Raw genomic sequence first — 12,902 nt, 5'->3', positions numbered from 1 at the left:
GATGCACGCTGCCGTGGTCCTCGCCCTCCCCGTCCTCGCGTACGCGGCGAGCCGACTGGCCGGCGCCGCCGCCGTCCGCGCGGCCGACCGCGTGACCGCGGCGTCGCGACTGCGGCGCGCGAACCGCCTCCTGCAGGCCGCCGCCGCGCTCGTCGGCCTGTTCGTGTTCACCGACTCCGAGTTCGCGGACGCGCTCGCCGCCGCGCTGCCCGCGCCCGACGCCGCCAGCGCGTTCGGCGTGCTCGCCGCGACCGTGCTGGTCGGCGGCGTTCTGCCCGCGCTCGCGGTCCACCTCGGCACGCGGCCCGCGTGGGCGGCCGTCACCGGCAACGCGACCGACTACGCCGCGACCGTCCGGCGGTTCCTCGCGTTCGCCGCGGTCCTCGTCGCGCCCGCGCTGTTCGTCGTCGGCGCGTGGCTGGCCGCCCCCAGCGGGACCGCGAGCCTCCTCGCCGTCGTCGGCGCCGCCGCGGTCGTCGCCGTCGCGCTTCCGTCGCTGGCCGCGCGCTTCGGTCCCGTCAGGGAGCCGACCGCCGCCGAAGCCGCCGTCGTGCCCGCGTGCGCCGACGGCCTGCGCGTGCGCGTCGTCGAGACCGGCAACCATCCGGTCGCGAACGCCGTCGCCGCGGGCGTGCTGCCCGGCGCCCGGTACGTGTTCGTGACGGACGCGCTGTTCCGCACGCTCGACGCCGACGCCACCACCGCCGTCCTCGCCCACGAGGTCGCCCACCACCGCCGCGGTCACGTCCTCGCGCGCTTCCTCGCGACCGGGGTCGCGCTCGCGCCGATCTTCCTCGCCGCGAACGGCGTCGTCGAGGCGTTCGTCCCCGCAATCGCGCTCTCGGCCGCGTTGCTGCTGGCGGTCGGCCCGCTCGTGCGGTGGACGGAGTTCGACGCGGACGCCTACGCCGCCGCCCGCGTCGGGGACGCCGCGATGGAGCGCGCGCTCGCCACGCTCGCCGACCGCGGCCTCGTCCCCACGGAGCGCTCGCGGCTCGCCCGCCTGTTCTCGTTCCACCCCGCGGTCGGCCGGCGCCGCGGCCGGCTCCGGTGACCCAACCGTTTTTCCTGACTCGCTGCGAGGTGCCACCGTGGACTTCGACCGCCGCCGCGTCGCGTTCCGGGTCGTCGTCGCCGTCGCCATCGCCGCCCTGCTGGTCACCGGCGTCGGCTGGGACCGCGTCCTCCGCAACCTCCGAGACGCCAACCTCGCCGTCTACGCGTTCGCGCCGATAGGCGCCGCGCTCGCGCTGCTCGCCGGCGGCGAGGGGACGCGGGTCGCGCTCGGCTTCCCGGTGTGGAGCGTCCGCGGCGCGCTCGCACGGCGGGCGTTCTACGGCGCCGCCATCGTCCGGAACTTCCTCCCCGCCGGCAACGTCGGCGGCGGCGGGTTCGTCGCGTACACGGTGAGCCGCCACGGCGACGTCACCGTCAGCGAGGCCATCGCGGGCGTCACCGGCTGGGAGTTCGTGATGATGGTCGCGTCCGCGGTCGTCGGCGGCGTCGGCGTGCTCGCGGTCGCCGCCGTCGGCCAAGACCCGTCGGGGACGGTCGGGCTGTTCGTGGCGTTCGCCGCGGTGCTGGCGGCCATCGCCGCCGCGGGCGTCCTCCTCGACGCCTACCGGGCGGGCGTCGCCGCCGCCCTCACTCGAATCGCCGGCGCGCTAGAGCCGGTGCTAGAGCGGGTGGTCCCCGGCTACGACGCGCTCCTCGACGCCGAGCGCGTGCGCCGCGGCCTCGACGAGTTCTTCGCGACGCTGCGCCGGCTCGCCGCCGACCGCTCGCGGTTCGCGACGATGGTCGCGGCCGCCCACGCGGCGTGGCTGTGCTGGATGGTGCCGCTGTTCGTCAGCCTGCTAGCGGTCGGCGTGGTGGTGTCGCCGGCGGTCGTGATGGTCGCCGTGACCGTCTCCGGGTTCGCGCGCGCCGTCCCCCTGCCCGCCGGCGTCGGCCCCGTGGACGTCGCGCTCGGCGGCGTGCTCGTCGCGTTCACGCCGCACTCGCTGGGCGAACTGGCGTCCGCGCTCGTGCTCTACCGGTCGAGCATGCTGCTCGTGCAGGTGATGGCGGGCGGGCTCTCCCTGTGGACGCTGGACGTCGCGGCGACCGGCGGGTTCGCCGACTAGATGACGCCGGTCTTCGTCGCGGCCTCGACGGCGGCGTCCTCGCTGATGCCGGAGCCCAGAATCGTGTAGCGGTCCCGAATCTCGTGGGCGGACGTGAGCGCCTCCAGCACTTCCTCGTCGGTGACGCCGAGGCCGTCCGCGGTCGTCGGCGCGTCCAGAGACGCCAGCGCGTCCCGCACCGACCGCCACTCGCCCTGCTCGCCGGAGTGGAGGTACTCCGCGAGAATCGAGCCGACGCCGACCTGGTGGCCGTGCAGCGCCTTCCCGGGCGCGATGCGGTCCAGTTGGTGGCTGAACAGGTGCTCGCTCCCCGACGCCGGCCGCGACGAGCCGGCGATGGACATCGCGACCCCCGAGGAGACCAGCGCCTTCATCACCATCCACGCGGACTCCTCCAGCTCGGGCTTGATGGAGTCGGCGCTGTCCACGAGCATCTCCGCGGTCATCTGACTGAGCGCGCCCGCGTACTCGCTGTACGGGACGTTCTGGAGGCGGTTCGCGAGCCGCCAGTCCTTCACTGCGGTGTAGTTGGAGATGATGTCCGCGCAGCCCGCGGTCGTCAGCTCCCACGGCGCGTCCGCGATGACGCCCGTGTCCGCGACCACCGCGACCGGCGGCGCCGCCGCGACCGAGTGGCGGGTGTCGCCCTCCGGCACCGACCCGCGCCCGGAGACGATGCCGTCGTGGCTCGCCGCCGTCGGCACGCTCACGAACCCGACGTTGAGGTGGTCGCTGGCCATCTTCGCGATGTCGATGGGTTTGCCGCCGCCGACGCCGACGAGGTAGCCGACCTCCATCCCGCGGGCAACCTCCAGCACGTCCTCGACCGCGTCGAACGTCGCCTCCTCCACGACGACGAGTTCGGGGTCGTCGCCCGCGGCCTCGAACTGCGCGACGATGCGGTCGGCGGCCACCTCGCGGGGCGTCTCGCTGGTGACGACCAGCGGCCGCCCGGTCAAGTGGGTCTCGACGACGACCTCCCGCGTCCGCTCGAGGACGTCGTGGCCGAGCACGACGCTGCGCGGGAGGCGTATCCACTTCGACTTCTCGAACATGTCCAAGTCTCGCCCGGGGACGAGTAAAAGTCTACTCGTCGCCGAGCCGGCCGCGATAGCTCACGTACGTCCGCTCGTAGCGGTCGTCGTACAGCGCGAGCGCGGCGCCGTTTTCGACGTGCGCGGAGACGCCGACGTGCTCGCAGCCCCACTCGGCCGCCCACGCCTCGAAGCGGTCGAGCAGGCGGTCGGCGAGCCCGTCGCGGCGGAGCGCGGGCTTCACGTAGAGGCCGTCGACGTTCGCGTACGGCCCGCGAGCGTAGATGGTCGGGCTGTCGTGGCGGCCGCCGGAGACGTAGCCCGCGAGACTGTCGTCGGCTTCGGCGACAAACAGCACGCGGTCGTCGTCGCCGAGCCAGCGGTCGATGCCGGCGTCGGCGACCCCCTCCTCGTCGAGTTCGCTGTACTCGGGCGCGACCGCGGCCGTCTCGCGGAATCCCGGCACGAGCAGTTCGTCTTTGACGGTCTGTGCGTCGTCGGCTGTGGCTTCTCGTATTCGCATAGGTGTGTCCGTGGCGGCGGTCAGAACGCGGTCCGAGCTGCGACAACCCCCACAAACGGGGAGCCGTCACGTGACGAGAAGCCGGGTCATCGCTCTACGCCGTCGTTCGCCGCGCCGCGAAATAAGTGCTCGGTGGGTGTGGGTGTGAGTGGCGCGCTACAGCGTGTCCAGCACGTCGAGGAGGCGCTGCTCGTCCTCGCGGTCCGGCCCTTCCTCCTCGCCGGTGCGCCCGTTCTCGCGGTGGGCCTCGACGGTTCGCTCCATCGCCTCCGCCACGGGCGTGGACTCGTAGCCGAGTGCTTCGACCTTCGACGTGTCCAGCAGGTGGGGGTAGTCGCGGTACAGCGGGAAGTCCTCGGGGTCGAGACCGGCGACTTCGAGTTCCCGCGGGCTCGTGTACGCGCGCTCGACGTCCGTCCCGAGCGCGTCCGCAATCAGGTCGAGCATCCGGTCGAGCGTGACCGCGTTCCGGTCGCCGACGTTGTACGCCTCACCCGGTTCACCCTCCTCCGCGACGAGGCGCATCCCGCGCGCGACGTCCTCGACGTAGACGCGCTGCCAGAGGTTCGTGCCGTCCCCGGGGACGACGACCTCGTCGTACTCCGCGACGCGGTGGACCCAGTACGCCAGCCGCTCGGTGTAGTCGTGGGGGCCGTAGACCACGGGGGGTCGCACGCTCATCGCGTTCACGCCGCGCTCGGCGGCCTCGAAGACGATGCGGTCGCCGGCGGCCTTCCGCGGGCCGTAGGTCTCCGGCGAGTCGTCGGTCGCCTGCTCGGCCGTACAGCTCTCCAGCGTCGTCTCGTCCTCGCGCTTCGGGACGTCCTCGTCGGCGTACGCGGCACCGCTGGAGACGTAGACGTAGGCGTCCACGCCGCCGAAGATGTCGATGGCGTGCTCGACTTCGCGGGGCTCGTACGCCACGCAGTCGAAGACGACGTCGGGCTCGACCTCCCGCTTCGCCGTCAGCAGGGCCTTCCGGTCGGTGCGGTCGCCCTGCACGTGGTGGACGCGGTCGTCACCCTCGAAGGGGTCGTCGTGTTTCCCGCGGTTGAACGTCGTGACGCGGTAGTCGTGGGCGAGCAGTTCCTCCACGAGGTGGCGGCCGATGAACCGCGTGCCGCCGACCACGAGCGCGGAATCCATACGCGGGGATTGGGTGGCCGCGACAAAAGCGGTGGCTATCCGGAAGTCGAACCGAGAGAAGAACCGAACGAGGCGCTCAGTCGGCGCTACCGGCGACCGAGCCGTCGCTCGCGCTGGCGGGGAGCGAGCGGCGCGCGTCCGCCTCCGGCCGCTCGTCGATGGCCTCCTGGTAGGCGTCCGGCATCACGACCGCGAACTCCGAGACGGCCTCCTCCCAGTTGCCGAGCAGTTCGGCCGCGCGGTCGCTGTCGGTGCGCGCGGCGTGGTTCTCCACGAGCCGGCGAATCGCGGACTCGTCGCGCTCCGAGAGGTCGCGGGAGACCGCGACCATCCCGGTGTTGCAGCGCTGTTCGAAGTCGCCCTCGGGGTCGTGGACGTACGCGACGCCGCCGGACATCCCCGCGGCGAAGTTCCGGCCGACGTCCCCGAGCACGACGACGATGCCGCCGGTCATGTACTCGCAGCCGTGGTCGCCGACGCCCTCCACGACGGCGTGCGCGCCGGAGTTCCGCACCGCGAAGCGCTCCCCGGCGACGCCGTTGACGTAGCACTCGCCGTCGGTCGCGCCGTACAGCGCGACGTTCCCGACGAGCGTGTTCTGTGCGGGCTCGAAGCCCGCTTCCGGCGGCGTCTCGACGGCGAGCGTGCCGCCCGAGAGCCCCTTCCCGACGTAGTCGTTGGCGGCGCCGGTCAGCGACATCGTGACGCCCGAGGCGAGGAACGCGCCGAACGACTGGCCGGCGTTCCCTTCGAGGGTTACGTCGAGCGTGTCGTCGGCCAGCCCCTCGACGCCGTGCTCGCTGCTGACGGCGTGGGAGACGCGCGCGCCGACGGTGCGGTCGCGGGTCGTAATCTCGCGGGTCAGCGAGACGGACTCCTCGCCCGCGATGGCCGCCTGCGCGTCCGCGATGATGCCCTCGTCGAGTGCCATGTCGGGCTGGTCCTGCTCGACGGTGTGCGTGCGGCCGTCGCCGTCGGGCTCGGCGAGCACGCGCGAGAGGTCGATGTGCTTGCCCTTCGGGTGGTCGCTCTCCGGCTGGGAGAGGTGTTCGACGCGACCCACGGCGTCCTCGACGCTCGTGTAGCCCAGTTCCGCGAGCAGCTCGCGGAGTTCGCGCGCGACGAACGTGAGGTAGTTCGCGACCTTCTCCGGGGTGCCGCGGAAGCGGTCCCGCAGTTCGGGGTCCTGCGTCGCGACGCCGGTCGGGCAGTTGTTCGTGTGGCAGATGCGGGCCATCACGCAGCCCGCCGACACCAGCGACGCGGTGCCGAACGCGAACTCCTCGGCGCCCAGCAGCGCGCCGACCGCGACGTCGCGGCCGGTCTTCAGGCCGCCGTCCACGCGCAGCGTCACCCGCGAGCGCAGGCCCGTCTCCACGAGCATCTGGTTCGCCTCCGCGAGCCCGAGCTCCCACGGGAGGCCCGCGTGCTTGATGCTCGTCTTCGGGGACGCGCCCGTCCCGCCGTCGTGGCCGGAGATGTGGATGCAGTCCGCGCCCGCCTTCGCGCAGCCCGCCGCGACCGTGCCGATGCCCGCCTCGGAGACGAGCTTCACGTGGACGCGGGCGTCCGGGTTGCCAGCGCGCAGGTCGTGGATGAGCTGCTTGAGGTCCTCGATGCTGTAGATGTCGTGCTGGGGCGGCGGGCTGATGAGGCCGACGCCCGGCGTCGAACACCGCACGTCCGCGATCATCTCGTTGACCTTCTTCCCCGGGAGGTGGCCGCCCTCGCCGGGCTTCGAGCCCTGCGCCATCTTGATCTGGAGGTCGTCGGCCGCCGAGAGGTACGTGCTCGTCACGCCGAAGCGGCCCGACGCCACCTGCTTGATGGCGCACTCCTTCTCGGTGTCGAAGCGCTCGGGCGGCTCCCCGCCCTCGCCGGTGTTGGCCTTCGCGCCGATTGCGTTGGCGGCCTCCGCGTTCGTCTCGTGGGCCTCGGGGCTGAGGCTCCCGAGGCTCATCGCCGCAGTCGAGAACCGCTCGACGATGTCCGACGCCGGCTCCACGTCCTCGACGGGGACGCTCTCGCGGTCCTCCGTGTCGACGTTCAGGAGGCCGCGCAGCGTCTGGAGCTGCTCGGCCTGGTCGTTGACCTGCTCGGCGTAGTCCTCGAACGCCTCGTAGTCGCCGTTGTCCACGCCCTCCTGGAGGCTGTGGACCGTCTGGGGGTTCCACTGGTGGAACCGCCCGGACGTGCGGTTCTCGAACTCGCCGACGCGCTCGACGTCGGGCTCGTCGTCGAAGCCCGCGGCGTGGCGCGCGCGGACGTCGGCTTCGAGCTCGTCGAGGCCGACGCCCTCGGTGCGGTTCGGCGTCCCGGCGAAGAACCGGTCGACGACCGACGAGTCGAGGCCGACGACCTCGAAGATTTGGGCGCCCTGGTAGGACTCCACCGTCGAGATGCCCATCTTCGCCATCACCTTCAGCAGGCCGTCTTCGAGCGCCTGCAGGTACGACGACACCGCTTCCTCGGGCTCGGGGCCGTCCGGCCCGGCGACGATGTCGCGGGCGGACTCGATGGCGAGGTAGGGGTTGACCGCGCCCGCGCCGTAGCCGACGGTCGCCGCGAGCTGGTGGACGGTGCGCACGTCGCCGGCTTCGACGACGAGGCCGGTCCGCGCCCGCAGTCCCTCGCGGGTGAGGTGGTGGTGGACCGCGCCGGTCGCCAGCAGGCTCGGCACCGGCACCGCGTCCTCGCCGGCCTCGCGCTGGGAGAGCACGAGCAGTTCGACGCCGTCCTCGACGGCCTCGGCGGCCTCGCGCTGGAGGCGCTCGACGGCGTCCGCCAGCGACTCCTCGAAGCCGAACGAGAGGTCAAGCGTCGCCGTCGGCAGGCCCGCGTTCACGACCGTGTCGAGGTCGCTATCGGCGAGCACGGGGCTGTCGAGGACGACCTGCTCGGCGTGCTCGGGTGACTCCCCGAGGAGGTTGTTCTGACGGCCGAGCCGCGTCTCCATGCTCGTCACGAGGTCCTCGCGGATGTAGTCGATCGGCGGGTTCGTGACCTGCGCGAACAGCTGGCGGAAGTACGACGCCAGCGGGTGGTTGAACTCCGAGATGCCCGGCAGCGGCGCGTCGTCGCCCATCGAGCCGACCGGGTCTTTGCCGTCCTGGACCATCGGCGCGACCAGTTCGTCGAGTTCGTCGCGCGTGTACCCGAACATCGCCTGCTCGGAGCGCAGGTCCTCGGTCGGGTCGCTGGGCAGCACGTCCTCGCCGGTCTCTGGGCGGAGCTGGTTCCCTTCGACCCACTCGCCGTACCGGTCGTCGGTGAGGTCCGCGAAGACGTCCTCGTCGTCGACGATGCCCTCGCCGGGCTCCGCGAGGAACAGCTGGCCGGGCCGGAGGCGGCCGCGCTCCTCGACCTCGCTGACGTCGCCCTCCAGCGCGCCCTGCTCGGACGCCATCACGAGCGTGCCGTCCGAGCGCTTCTCGTAGCGGCACGGGCGCAGGCCGTTCCGGTCGAGGACGCCGCCGATGCGGTCGCCGTCGGTGCCGATGACCAGCGCGGGGCCGTCCCACGGCTCCACGAGGCTGGCGTGGTAGTCGTAGAACTCGCGGCGCGCGTCGCTCATCTCGTCGTCGCCCTGCCACGCCTCGGGGACGAGCATCCGGAGCGCGTGCGGCAACGAGCGCCCCGTCTGCATCAGCAGTTCGAGGGCGTTGTCCACGCTGGCGGTGTCGGACTGCTCGGGGTCGTCGATAACCGGGAGGACTTCCTCGAGTTCGTCGTCGGTGAACCCCTCAGCTTCGAGGTCGGCCTCGCGGGCGCGCATCCAGTTGACGTTCCCGCGGATGGTGTTGAACTCGCCGTTGTGGATGATGTTCCGGTAGGGGTGCGCGAGGTGCCACGCGCCCAGCGTGTTCGTGGAGAAGCGGGCGTGGACGAGCGCGAACCCGGTCTCGACGCGCTCGTCGGTGAGGTCGGGGTAGTAGTCCGCTACTTGGTCGCCCTTCAGGAGGCCCTTGTAGACGACGGTGTCCGCGTCGAGCGAGCAGACGTAGAAGCGCTCGTGGTCGACGGCGGCTTCGACGGCCTGTCGGCCGACGTACAGCGCCTTCTCGAAGTTATCTGCGTCCTCCGGACGTACTACTGCCTGCGCGACGTGGGGCTCGGAGTCGAGGGCGGTCTGCCCGAGGTCGCTGTTGTCCGTGGGGACGTCGCGCCACGCGTCCACGGCGAGGCCGTGGTCGGCGAGCGCGGCTTCGATGGTTTCGACCACGTCGGCGCGTTCGTCGGCGTCCTGCGGCAGAAAGAACGAGCCGACCGCGTAGGTGTCGGGGACGCCGCCGAAGACGTCGGCGAAGAACTCGTCGGGCGTCTGGATGAGCGCGCCGGCGCCGTCGCCGGTGTTCTCCTCGGCACCGGTGGTGCCGCGGTGCTGGAGGTTCTCCAGTACGTCGAGCGCGTCAGAGAGAACGCGATGGGACTGGCCACCGTCGAGGTCCACGACGACCCCGACCCCGCAGTTCGACCGCTCGTCGGTCGGGTCTGCGAGGAGGTTGTTCGCACTGTCGGACTGGTGCATGTGACACCCACTGGCACGACCGAGTAAAACCCTACTCCTGAATGACTAAGGGTAATATAGATGCGTATAAGGTAAATTTAGGTGTTCGAGCGCGTCGCCCGAGCCGGCCGCGAGCCGTGTCGTCGGCGCCCGTCGGCGCCGTCTGGGGGTCGTTCCAGTGGCTGTGGTTGTCACTGCCTTCGACCGCATCCCCCATTAAATAATCGACCGTGACAAATAGTCGCCGGCTCAGTACGACTTCGCGAAGAACGCCGTCTCCTCGGCGGGCTCACCGCAGACCGCGCAGTCCTCGCCCTCGTGGTCGGGCGTCGGGAGGTGCTCGTCGTCGAACTCCGAGGCGGCGCGCGCCGCGCTGTCCTCCGCCAGCGGCACCAGCACGATTTCGGCGTGAATCTGGTCTTTGATCTCGTCCTCGCAGGCCTCGTCGCCGCACCACGGCGCCTTCACGTAGCCGCCGTGCTGGCCGATGGTGCCCAGAATCTCCTCGCGGCTCTCGGCCTCCCGCACGTTCTCGTCTAAGCGCTCGGCCGCAGCGTCGTAGAGCTTCTCGTAGACCTCGTCGAAGTGCTCGAAGACGGCGGAGGTGACGTCCGCGCGGTCCTCGACTGTGTCCTCGCCGTCGGGCCGGTGGACGACCGTGACCTCCTCGTCCTCGACCTCGTTCGGCCCGATCTCGAAGCGCACGGGGACGCCCTTCAGCTCCCACTCGTTGAACTTGAAGCCGGGGTTGCGCTCGTCGCGGTCGTCGAGGTGGACGCGCACGCCCTGCGCCTCCAGCTCCGCGGCGATCTCCGAGGAATACTGGAGCACGTCCTCCTTGGTGTCCTCCTGCCAGATGGGCACGATGACGACCTGCTTGGGCGCCACCGTCGGCGGGAGCACGAGCCCCTGGTCGTCGCTGTGGCTCATCACGAGCGCGCCGATGGCGCGCCACGACAGCCCCCACGACGTCGTGTACGCGGTGCGCTCGTCCTCGTTCTCGTCGCTGAACGTGATGTCGAACGCCTCAGCGAACGACTGCCCGAGGTGGTGGCTGGTGCCGCCCTGCACGGACTTCCCGTCGGGCATCAGCGCCTCCACCGTCGTCGTGGTGTCCGCGCCCGGGAACTTGTCGTGGTCGGGCTTCCGGCCGCGCAGCACGGGCATCCCGAGGACGTCCTCGTAGAGCCGCTGGTACTGGTCCAGCCGGAGCGTCGTCTCCGCCCACGCCTCCTCGTCGCTCTCGTGGGCCGTGTGGCCCTCCTGCCAGAGGAACTCCTTCGTGCGGAAGAACGGCTTCGTCTCCGTGGCCTCCCAGCGCACGACGGAGTTCCACTGGTTCAGGCGCAGCGGGAGGTCGCGGTGCGAGCGCACCCACTGGGCCATGTACGGCGCGACGATGGACTCGGAGGTCGGGCGCACGGCGAGGCGCTCTTCGAGTTCCTCGTGGCCGCCCTGCGTGACCCACGCGACCTCGGGGTCGAACCCCTCAACGATGTCCTTCTCGCGTTCGAGGTACGACTCGGGGATGAACATCGGGAAGTAGGCGTTGTCCACGCCCGTCTGCTTGAACCACGAGTCGAGGTTGTCCTGAATCGCCTCCCAGAGGGCGTACCCCCGGGGTCGGGTGACGATGAACCCGCCCATCGGCGCGTAGTCGGCCAGCTCCGCCTTCTGGACGACTTCCGCGTACCAGTCGCCGGGACTGTGCTCTTTGGACTCGGTGATGCCGAGCTCCTGTTCGTCGCTCATTACCCCAACTGTGGCCTGACTCGCTCTTAAAACCCGTGAAGGTGTGCGACCGACCGACGAGCGCAGAGCGCGGTTGCCCATAGCTAATCCGGTAGTCGCGTTCGAGGTGACTGGCCTCGGGACGAGCGGAGGCGCCGAGAGAAGGGTAGTTCGCGCACCGGACGCGTTTAGCAGTAACTAATAGCCACGGGGCCGTACCGGTGTGCGTGCGCGAGTTCGAGTTCACCGTGACGTACGAACCGGGCAGCGACGCCCTCATGGACTGCTTCATCGAGCACGACAGTCTCACGGCGTGGACCTCGGTCTGTTTCACGACCCGCGAGCGGATGTGGCGCATCGACCACGCCACCGGCACGGAGGAAGCGCTGGCCGCCTTCGACGACGTCTTCCTCGACGAGTCGCGGTGCAACGAGTGCCTGGACCTCCCGGACTGCGACACCTACCGCGAGTACCACGTCCTCGACGAGTCCGCGAACTCCCGGACCGTCTACACCTTCCGCGAGGAGGTCCACGGCTGCCACTCGGTCCCCCACTACGTCCACGAGCACGTCGGCGACGGCGTCGTCTTCGAGGCGCGCCGCAGCGGCGACGAGTACCGGTGGCGCGTGCTCCACCCCGAGGAGCAGCCGGTCGGCGAGCTCTACGACGCCATCGAGGCCCAACTACGAGACGGGCTCTCACTGTCGCTGTCCCGGCTCTCCAGCGCCGGGAACTGGAACGCGGAGTCGCGGGTCGCTGCCGAGCTGACCCCCGAGCAGCGCGCGGTCCTCGAAGCAGCCGTCGAGGCCGGCTACTACTCGCGGCCCCGGGAGGTGACGGTCAGCGACCTCAGCGACGACCTCGGCATCCCGCGGTCGACGGTCCAGTACCGGCTGCGCAGCGCCGAGGACCTCGTCGTCTCCCAGTTCGTCGACGACGCGCTGTCGTGACTGGCGGAGTCGCGCTCGCCGAGAGAACTAAGTGGTATGAGAACGTCCCCCACGGTATGGGCGATACGAAACGCGGCCGCGAACGGCAGGGTCAGAAGAAGCGCGAACAGCTCCGCGAGCAGGAAGTCGAGCGCACGCTGACAGCCTCCGACGACCCGCCGGACCCGCAGGAAGACGAGATCGAGTTCGGGGAGTAGCCGCGAGCGGCCGTCGAACCTTCTTTGGCGACCGAACTGCGTAGCCGCGGCTATCGCCGCGCGGGGTCGAACGGGCTCTCGGCGTCCGTCCACTCCCACCCCGGGAGCCGCGTCTGGACGCCCGCCGCCAGCGCCGCGTCCAAGTCGTCCAGCCCGGCGGCGCTGTCGGCGTCGCCGCTCGCGTGGACGTCCGCGTAGTGGAACGTCGACTCCGCGAGCAGCCGGAGCGGCTGTTCGCCCGCGAGCATCGCGGCGAGTTCGCGGCCGAGCAGCTCGTCCACGACGAACCCCGGGTAGTCGTCGGTCACGTCGAGGTCGCGCAGCAGCGCCACGAGCGCCGCGACGTTCACCGCGCGGTCGCCGTCCGCGAACACGTCCTCGACGGCGCCGCGGTACTGTGCGTCGCTGACGGGAGCGACCTCGGTGTCGAAGGCGTCGCCGAGCGCGTCCCGGACGCCGTTTATCAGCGGGACGACGACGTCGGCCCGTTCGAGCACCCACTCGCGTTCCCGCGCGACCGCCGCTGCTGTCAGTTCCATGCCCACAGTCGTGCGTCAAGGGCTACCAAGTTTGCGAAGGCTTTTATAACCGGAACTGCATATTGCCGAGTAAGCGGGTTCTCCTGTAGCAATCCCCGCGGCCCGGCCGCCTTCGGCCGGAACACCGGTCTCCATACTGGAATGACGAC

The 12,902-nt window shown here is 71.0% G+C and carries 10 protein-coding genes; 4 read left to right on the top strand and 6 right to left on the bottom strand.

Annotated features, from left to right (window positions below; translation table 11 throughout):
- Position 1: 1 nt before the first annotated feature.
- A complete protein-coding gene (locus ABSL23_RS07810) occupies positions 2 to 1,054 on the top strand; it encodes a M48 family metalloprotease (protein ID WP_353635281.1) in 1,053 nt (350 codons plus the stop codon).
- A 37-nt stretch (positions 1,055 to 1,091) separates the two neighbouring features.
- Complete coding sequence (locus tag ABSL23_RS07805; RefSeq protein ID WP_353635280.1) at positions 1,092 to 2,126, top strand: lysylphosphatidylglycerol synthase domain-containing protein; 1,035 nt, start codon at positions 1,092 to 1,094, stop codon at positions 2,124 to 2,126.
- On the opposite strand, the gene ABSL23_RS07800 is transcribed toward ABSL23_RS07805, so the two are convergent.
- From ABSL23_RS07800 to proS, 5 genes are all read right to left on the bottom strand, one after another.
- Positions 2,123 to 3,181: an NAD(P)-dependent glycerol-1-phosphate dehydrogenase gene (locus ABSL23_RS07800; RefSeq protein WP_353635279.1), complete on the bottom strand. Its 1,059-nt coding sequence runs from the start codon at positions 3,179 to 3,181 to the stop codon at positions 2,123 to 2,125. The two genes, ABSL23_RS07805 and ABSL23_RS07800, sit on opposite strands and share 4 nt — an antisense overlap.
- Positions 3,182 to 3,212: 31 nt before the next feature.
- Positions 3,213 to 3,683 (bottom strand): GNAT family N-acetyltransferase, encoded by a 471-nt coding sequence (locus ABSL23_RS07795; RefSeq protein ID WP_059055994.1) that lies wholly within the window; start codon positions 3,681 to 3,683, stop codon positions 3,213 to 3,215.
- A gap of 156 nt (positions 3,684 to 3,839) precedes the next feature.
- Positions 3,840 to 4,829 carry an SDR family oxidoreductase gene (locus ABSL23_RS07790; protein ID WP_353635278.1) on the bottom strand — a complete coding sequence of 330 codons (990 nt, stop codon included), beginning with the start codon at positions 4,827 to 4,829 and terminating at the stop codon, positions 3,840 to 3,842.
- A 76-nt stretch (positions 4,830 to 4,905) separates the two neighbouring features.
- Positions 4,906 to 9,357, bottom strand: a complete 4,452-nt coding sequence (gltB, locus tag ABSL23_RS07785; RefSeq protein WP_353635277.1) for a glutamate synthase large subunit — start codon at positions 9,355 to 9,357, stop codon at positions 4,906 to 4,908.
- Positions 9,358 to 9,585: 228 nt separating this feature from the next.
- Positions 9,586 to 11,088: a proline--tRNA ligase gene (gene proS / locus ABSL23_RS07780; protein WP_353635276.1), complete on the bottom strand. Its 1,503-nt coding sequence runs from the start codon at positions 11,086 to 11,088 to the stop codon at positions 9,586 to 9,588.
- Between the two features lie 206 nt (positions 11,089 to 11,294).
- Between proS and ABSL23_RS07775 the strand changes: the two genes are divergently transcribed.
- Positions 11,295 to 12,017 carry a helix-turn-helix domain-containing protein gene (locus ABSL23_RS07775; protein ID WP_059055987.1) on the top strand — a complete coding sequence of 241 codons (723 nt, stop codon included), beginning with the start codon at positions 11,295 to 11,297 and terminating at the stop codon, positions 12,015 to 12,017.
- Positions 12,018 to 12,073: 56 nt separating this feature from the next.
- The gene (locus tag ABSL23_RS07770; RefSeq protein ID WP_169793384.1) at positions 12,074 to 12,214 is read left to right on the top strand and encodes a hypothetical protein; all 141 of its coding nucleotides are present in this window, start codon (positions 12,074 to 12,076) and stop codon (positions 12,212 to 12,214) included.
- Between the two features lie 50 nt (positions 12,215 to 12,264).
- On the opposite strand, the gene ABSL23_RS07765 is transcribed toward ABSL23_RS07770, so the two are convergent.
- The gene (locus ABSL23_RS07765; RefSeq protein ID WP_353635275.1) at positions 12,265 to 12,753 is read right to left on the bottom strand and encodes a hypothetical protein; all 489 of its coding nucleotides are present in this window, start codon (positions 12,751 to 12,753) and stop codon (positions 12,265 to 12,267) included.
- Between the last annotated feature and the right edge of the window lie 149 nt (positions 12,754 to 12,902).

This window comes from Halobacterium sp. NMX12-1 (genome assembly GCF_040435975.1).
GTDB classification, from domain to species: Archaea; Halobacteriota; Halobacteria; order Halobacteriales; family Halobacteriaceae; genus Halobacterium; species Halobacterium hubeiense.
This window is presented reverse-complemented; position numbering and strand designations above follow the sequence as displayed.

Excerpts from the sequence above, each read along its gene's own strand:
- ABSL23_RS07790 (WP_353635278.1), bottom strand. The coding sequence starts at position 4,829 with ATGGATTCCGCGCTCGTGGTCGGCGGCACGCGGTTCATCGGCCGCCAC.
- ABSL23_RS07770 (WP_169793384.1), top strand. The coding sequence starts at position 12,074 with ATGGGCGATACGAAACGCGGCCGCGAACGGCAGGGTCAGAAGAAGCGC.
- ABSL23_RS07810 (WP_353635281.1), top strand. The coding sequence starts at position 2 with ATGCACGCTGCCGTGGTCCTCGCCCTCCCCGTCCTCGCGTACGCGGCG.
- proS (WP_353635276.1), bottom strand. The coding sequence starts at position 11,088 with ATGAGCGACGAACAGGAGCTCGGCATCACCGAGTCCAAAGAGCACAGT.
- ABSL23_RS07765 (WP_353635275.1), bottom strand. The coding sequence starts at position 12,753 with ATGGAACTGACAGCAGCGGCGGTCGCGCGGGAACGCGAGTGGGTGCTC.
- ABSL23_RS07800 (WP_353635279.1), bottom strand. The coding sequence starts at position 3,181 with ATGTTCGAGAAGTCGAAGTGGATACGCCTCCCGCGCAGCGTCGTGCTC.
- gltB (WP_353635277.1), bottom strand. The coding sequence starts at position 9,357 with ATGCACCAGTCCGACAGTGCGAACAACCTCCTCGCAGACCCGACCGAC.
- ABSL23_RS07795 (WP_059055994.1), bottom strand. The coding sequence starts at position 3,683 with ATGCGAATACGAGAAGCCACAGCCGACGACGCACAGACCGTCAAAGAC.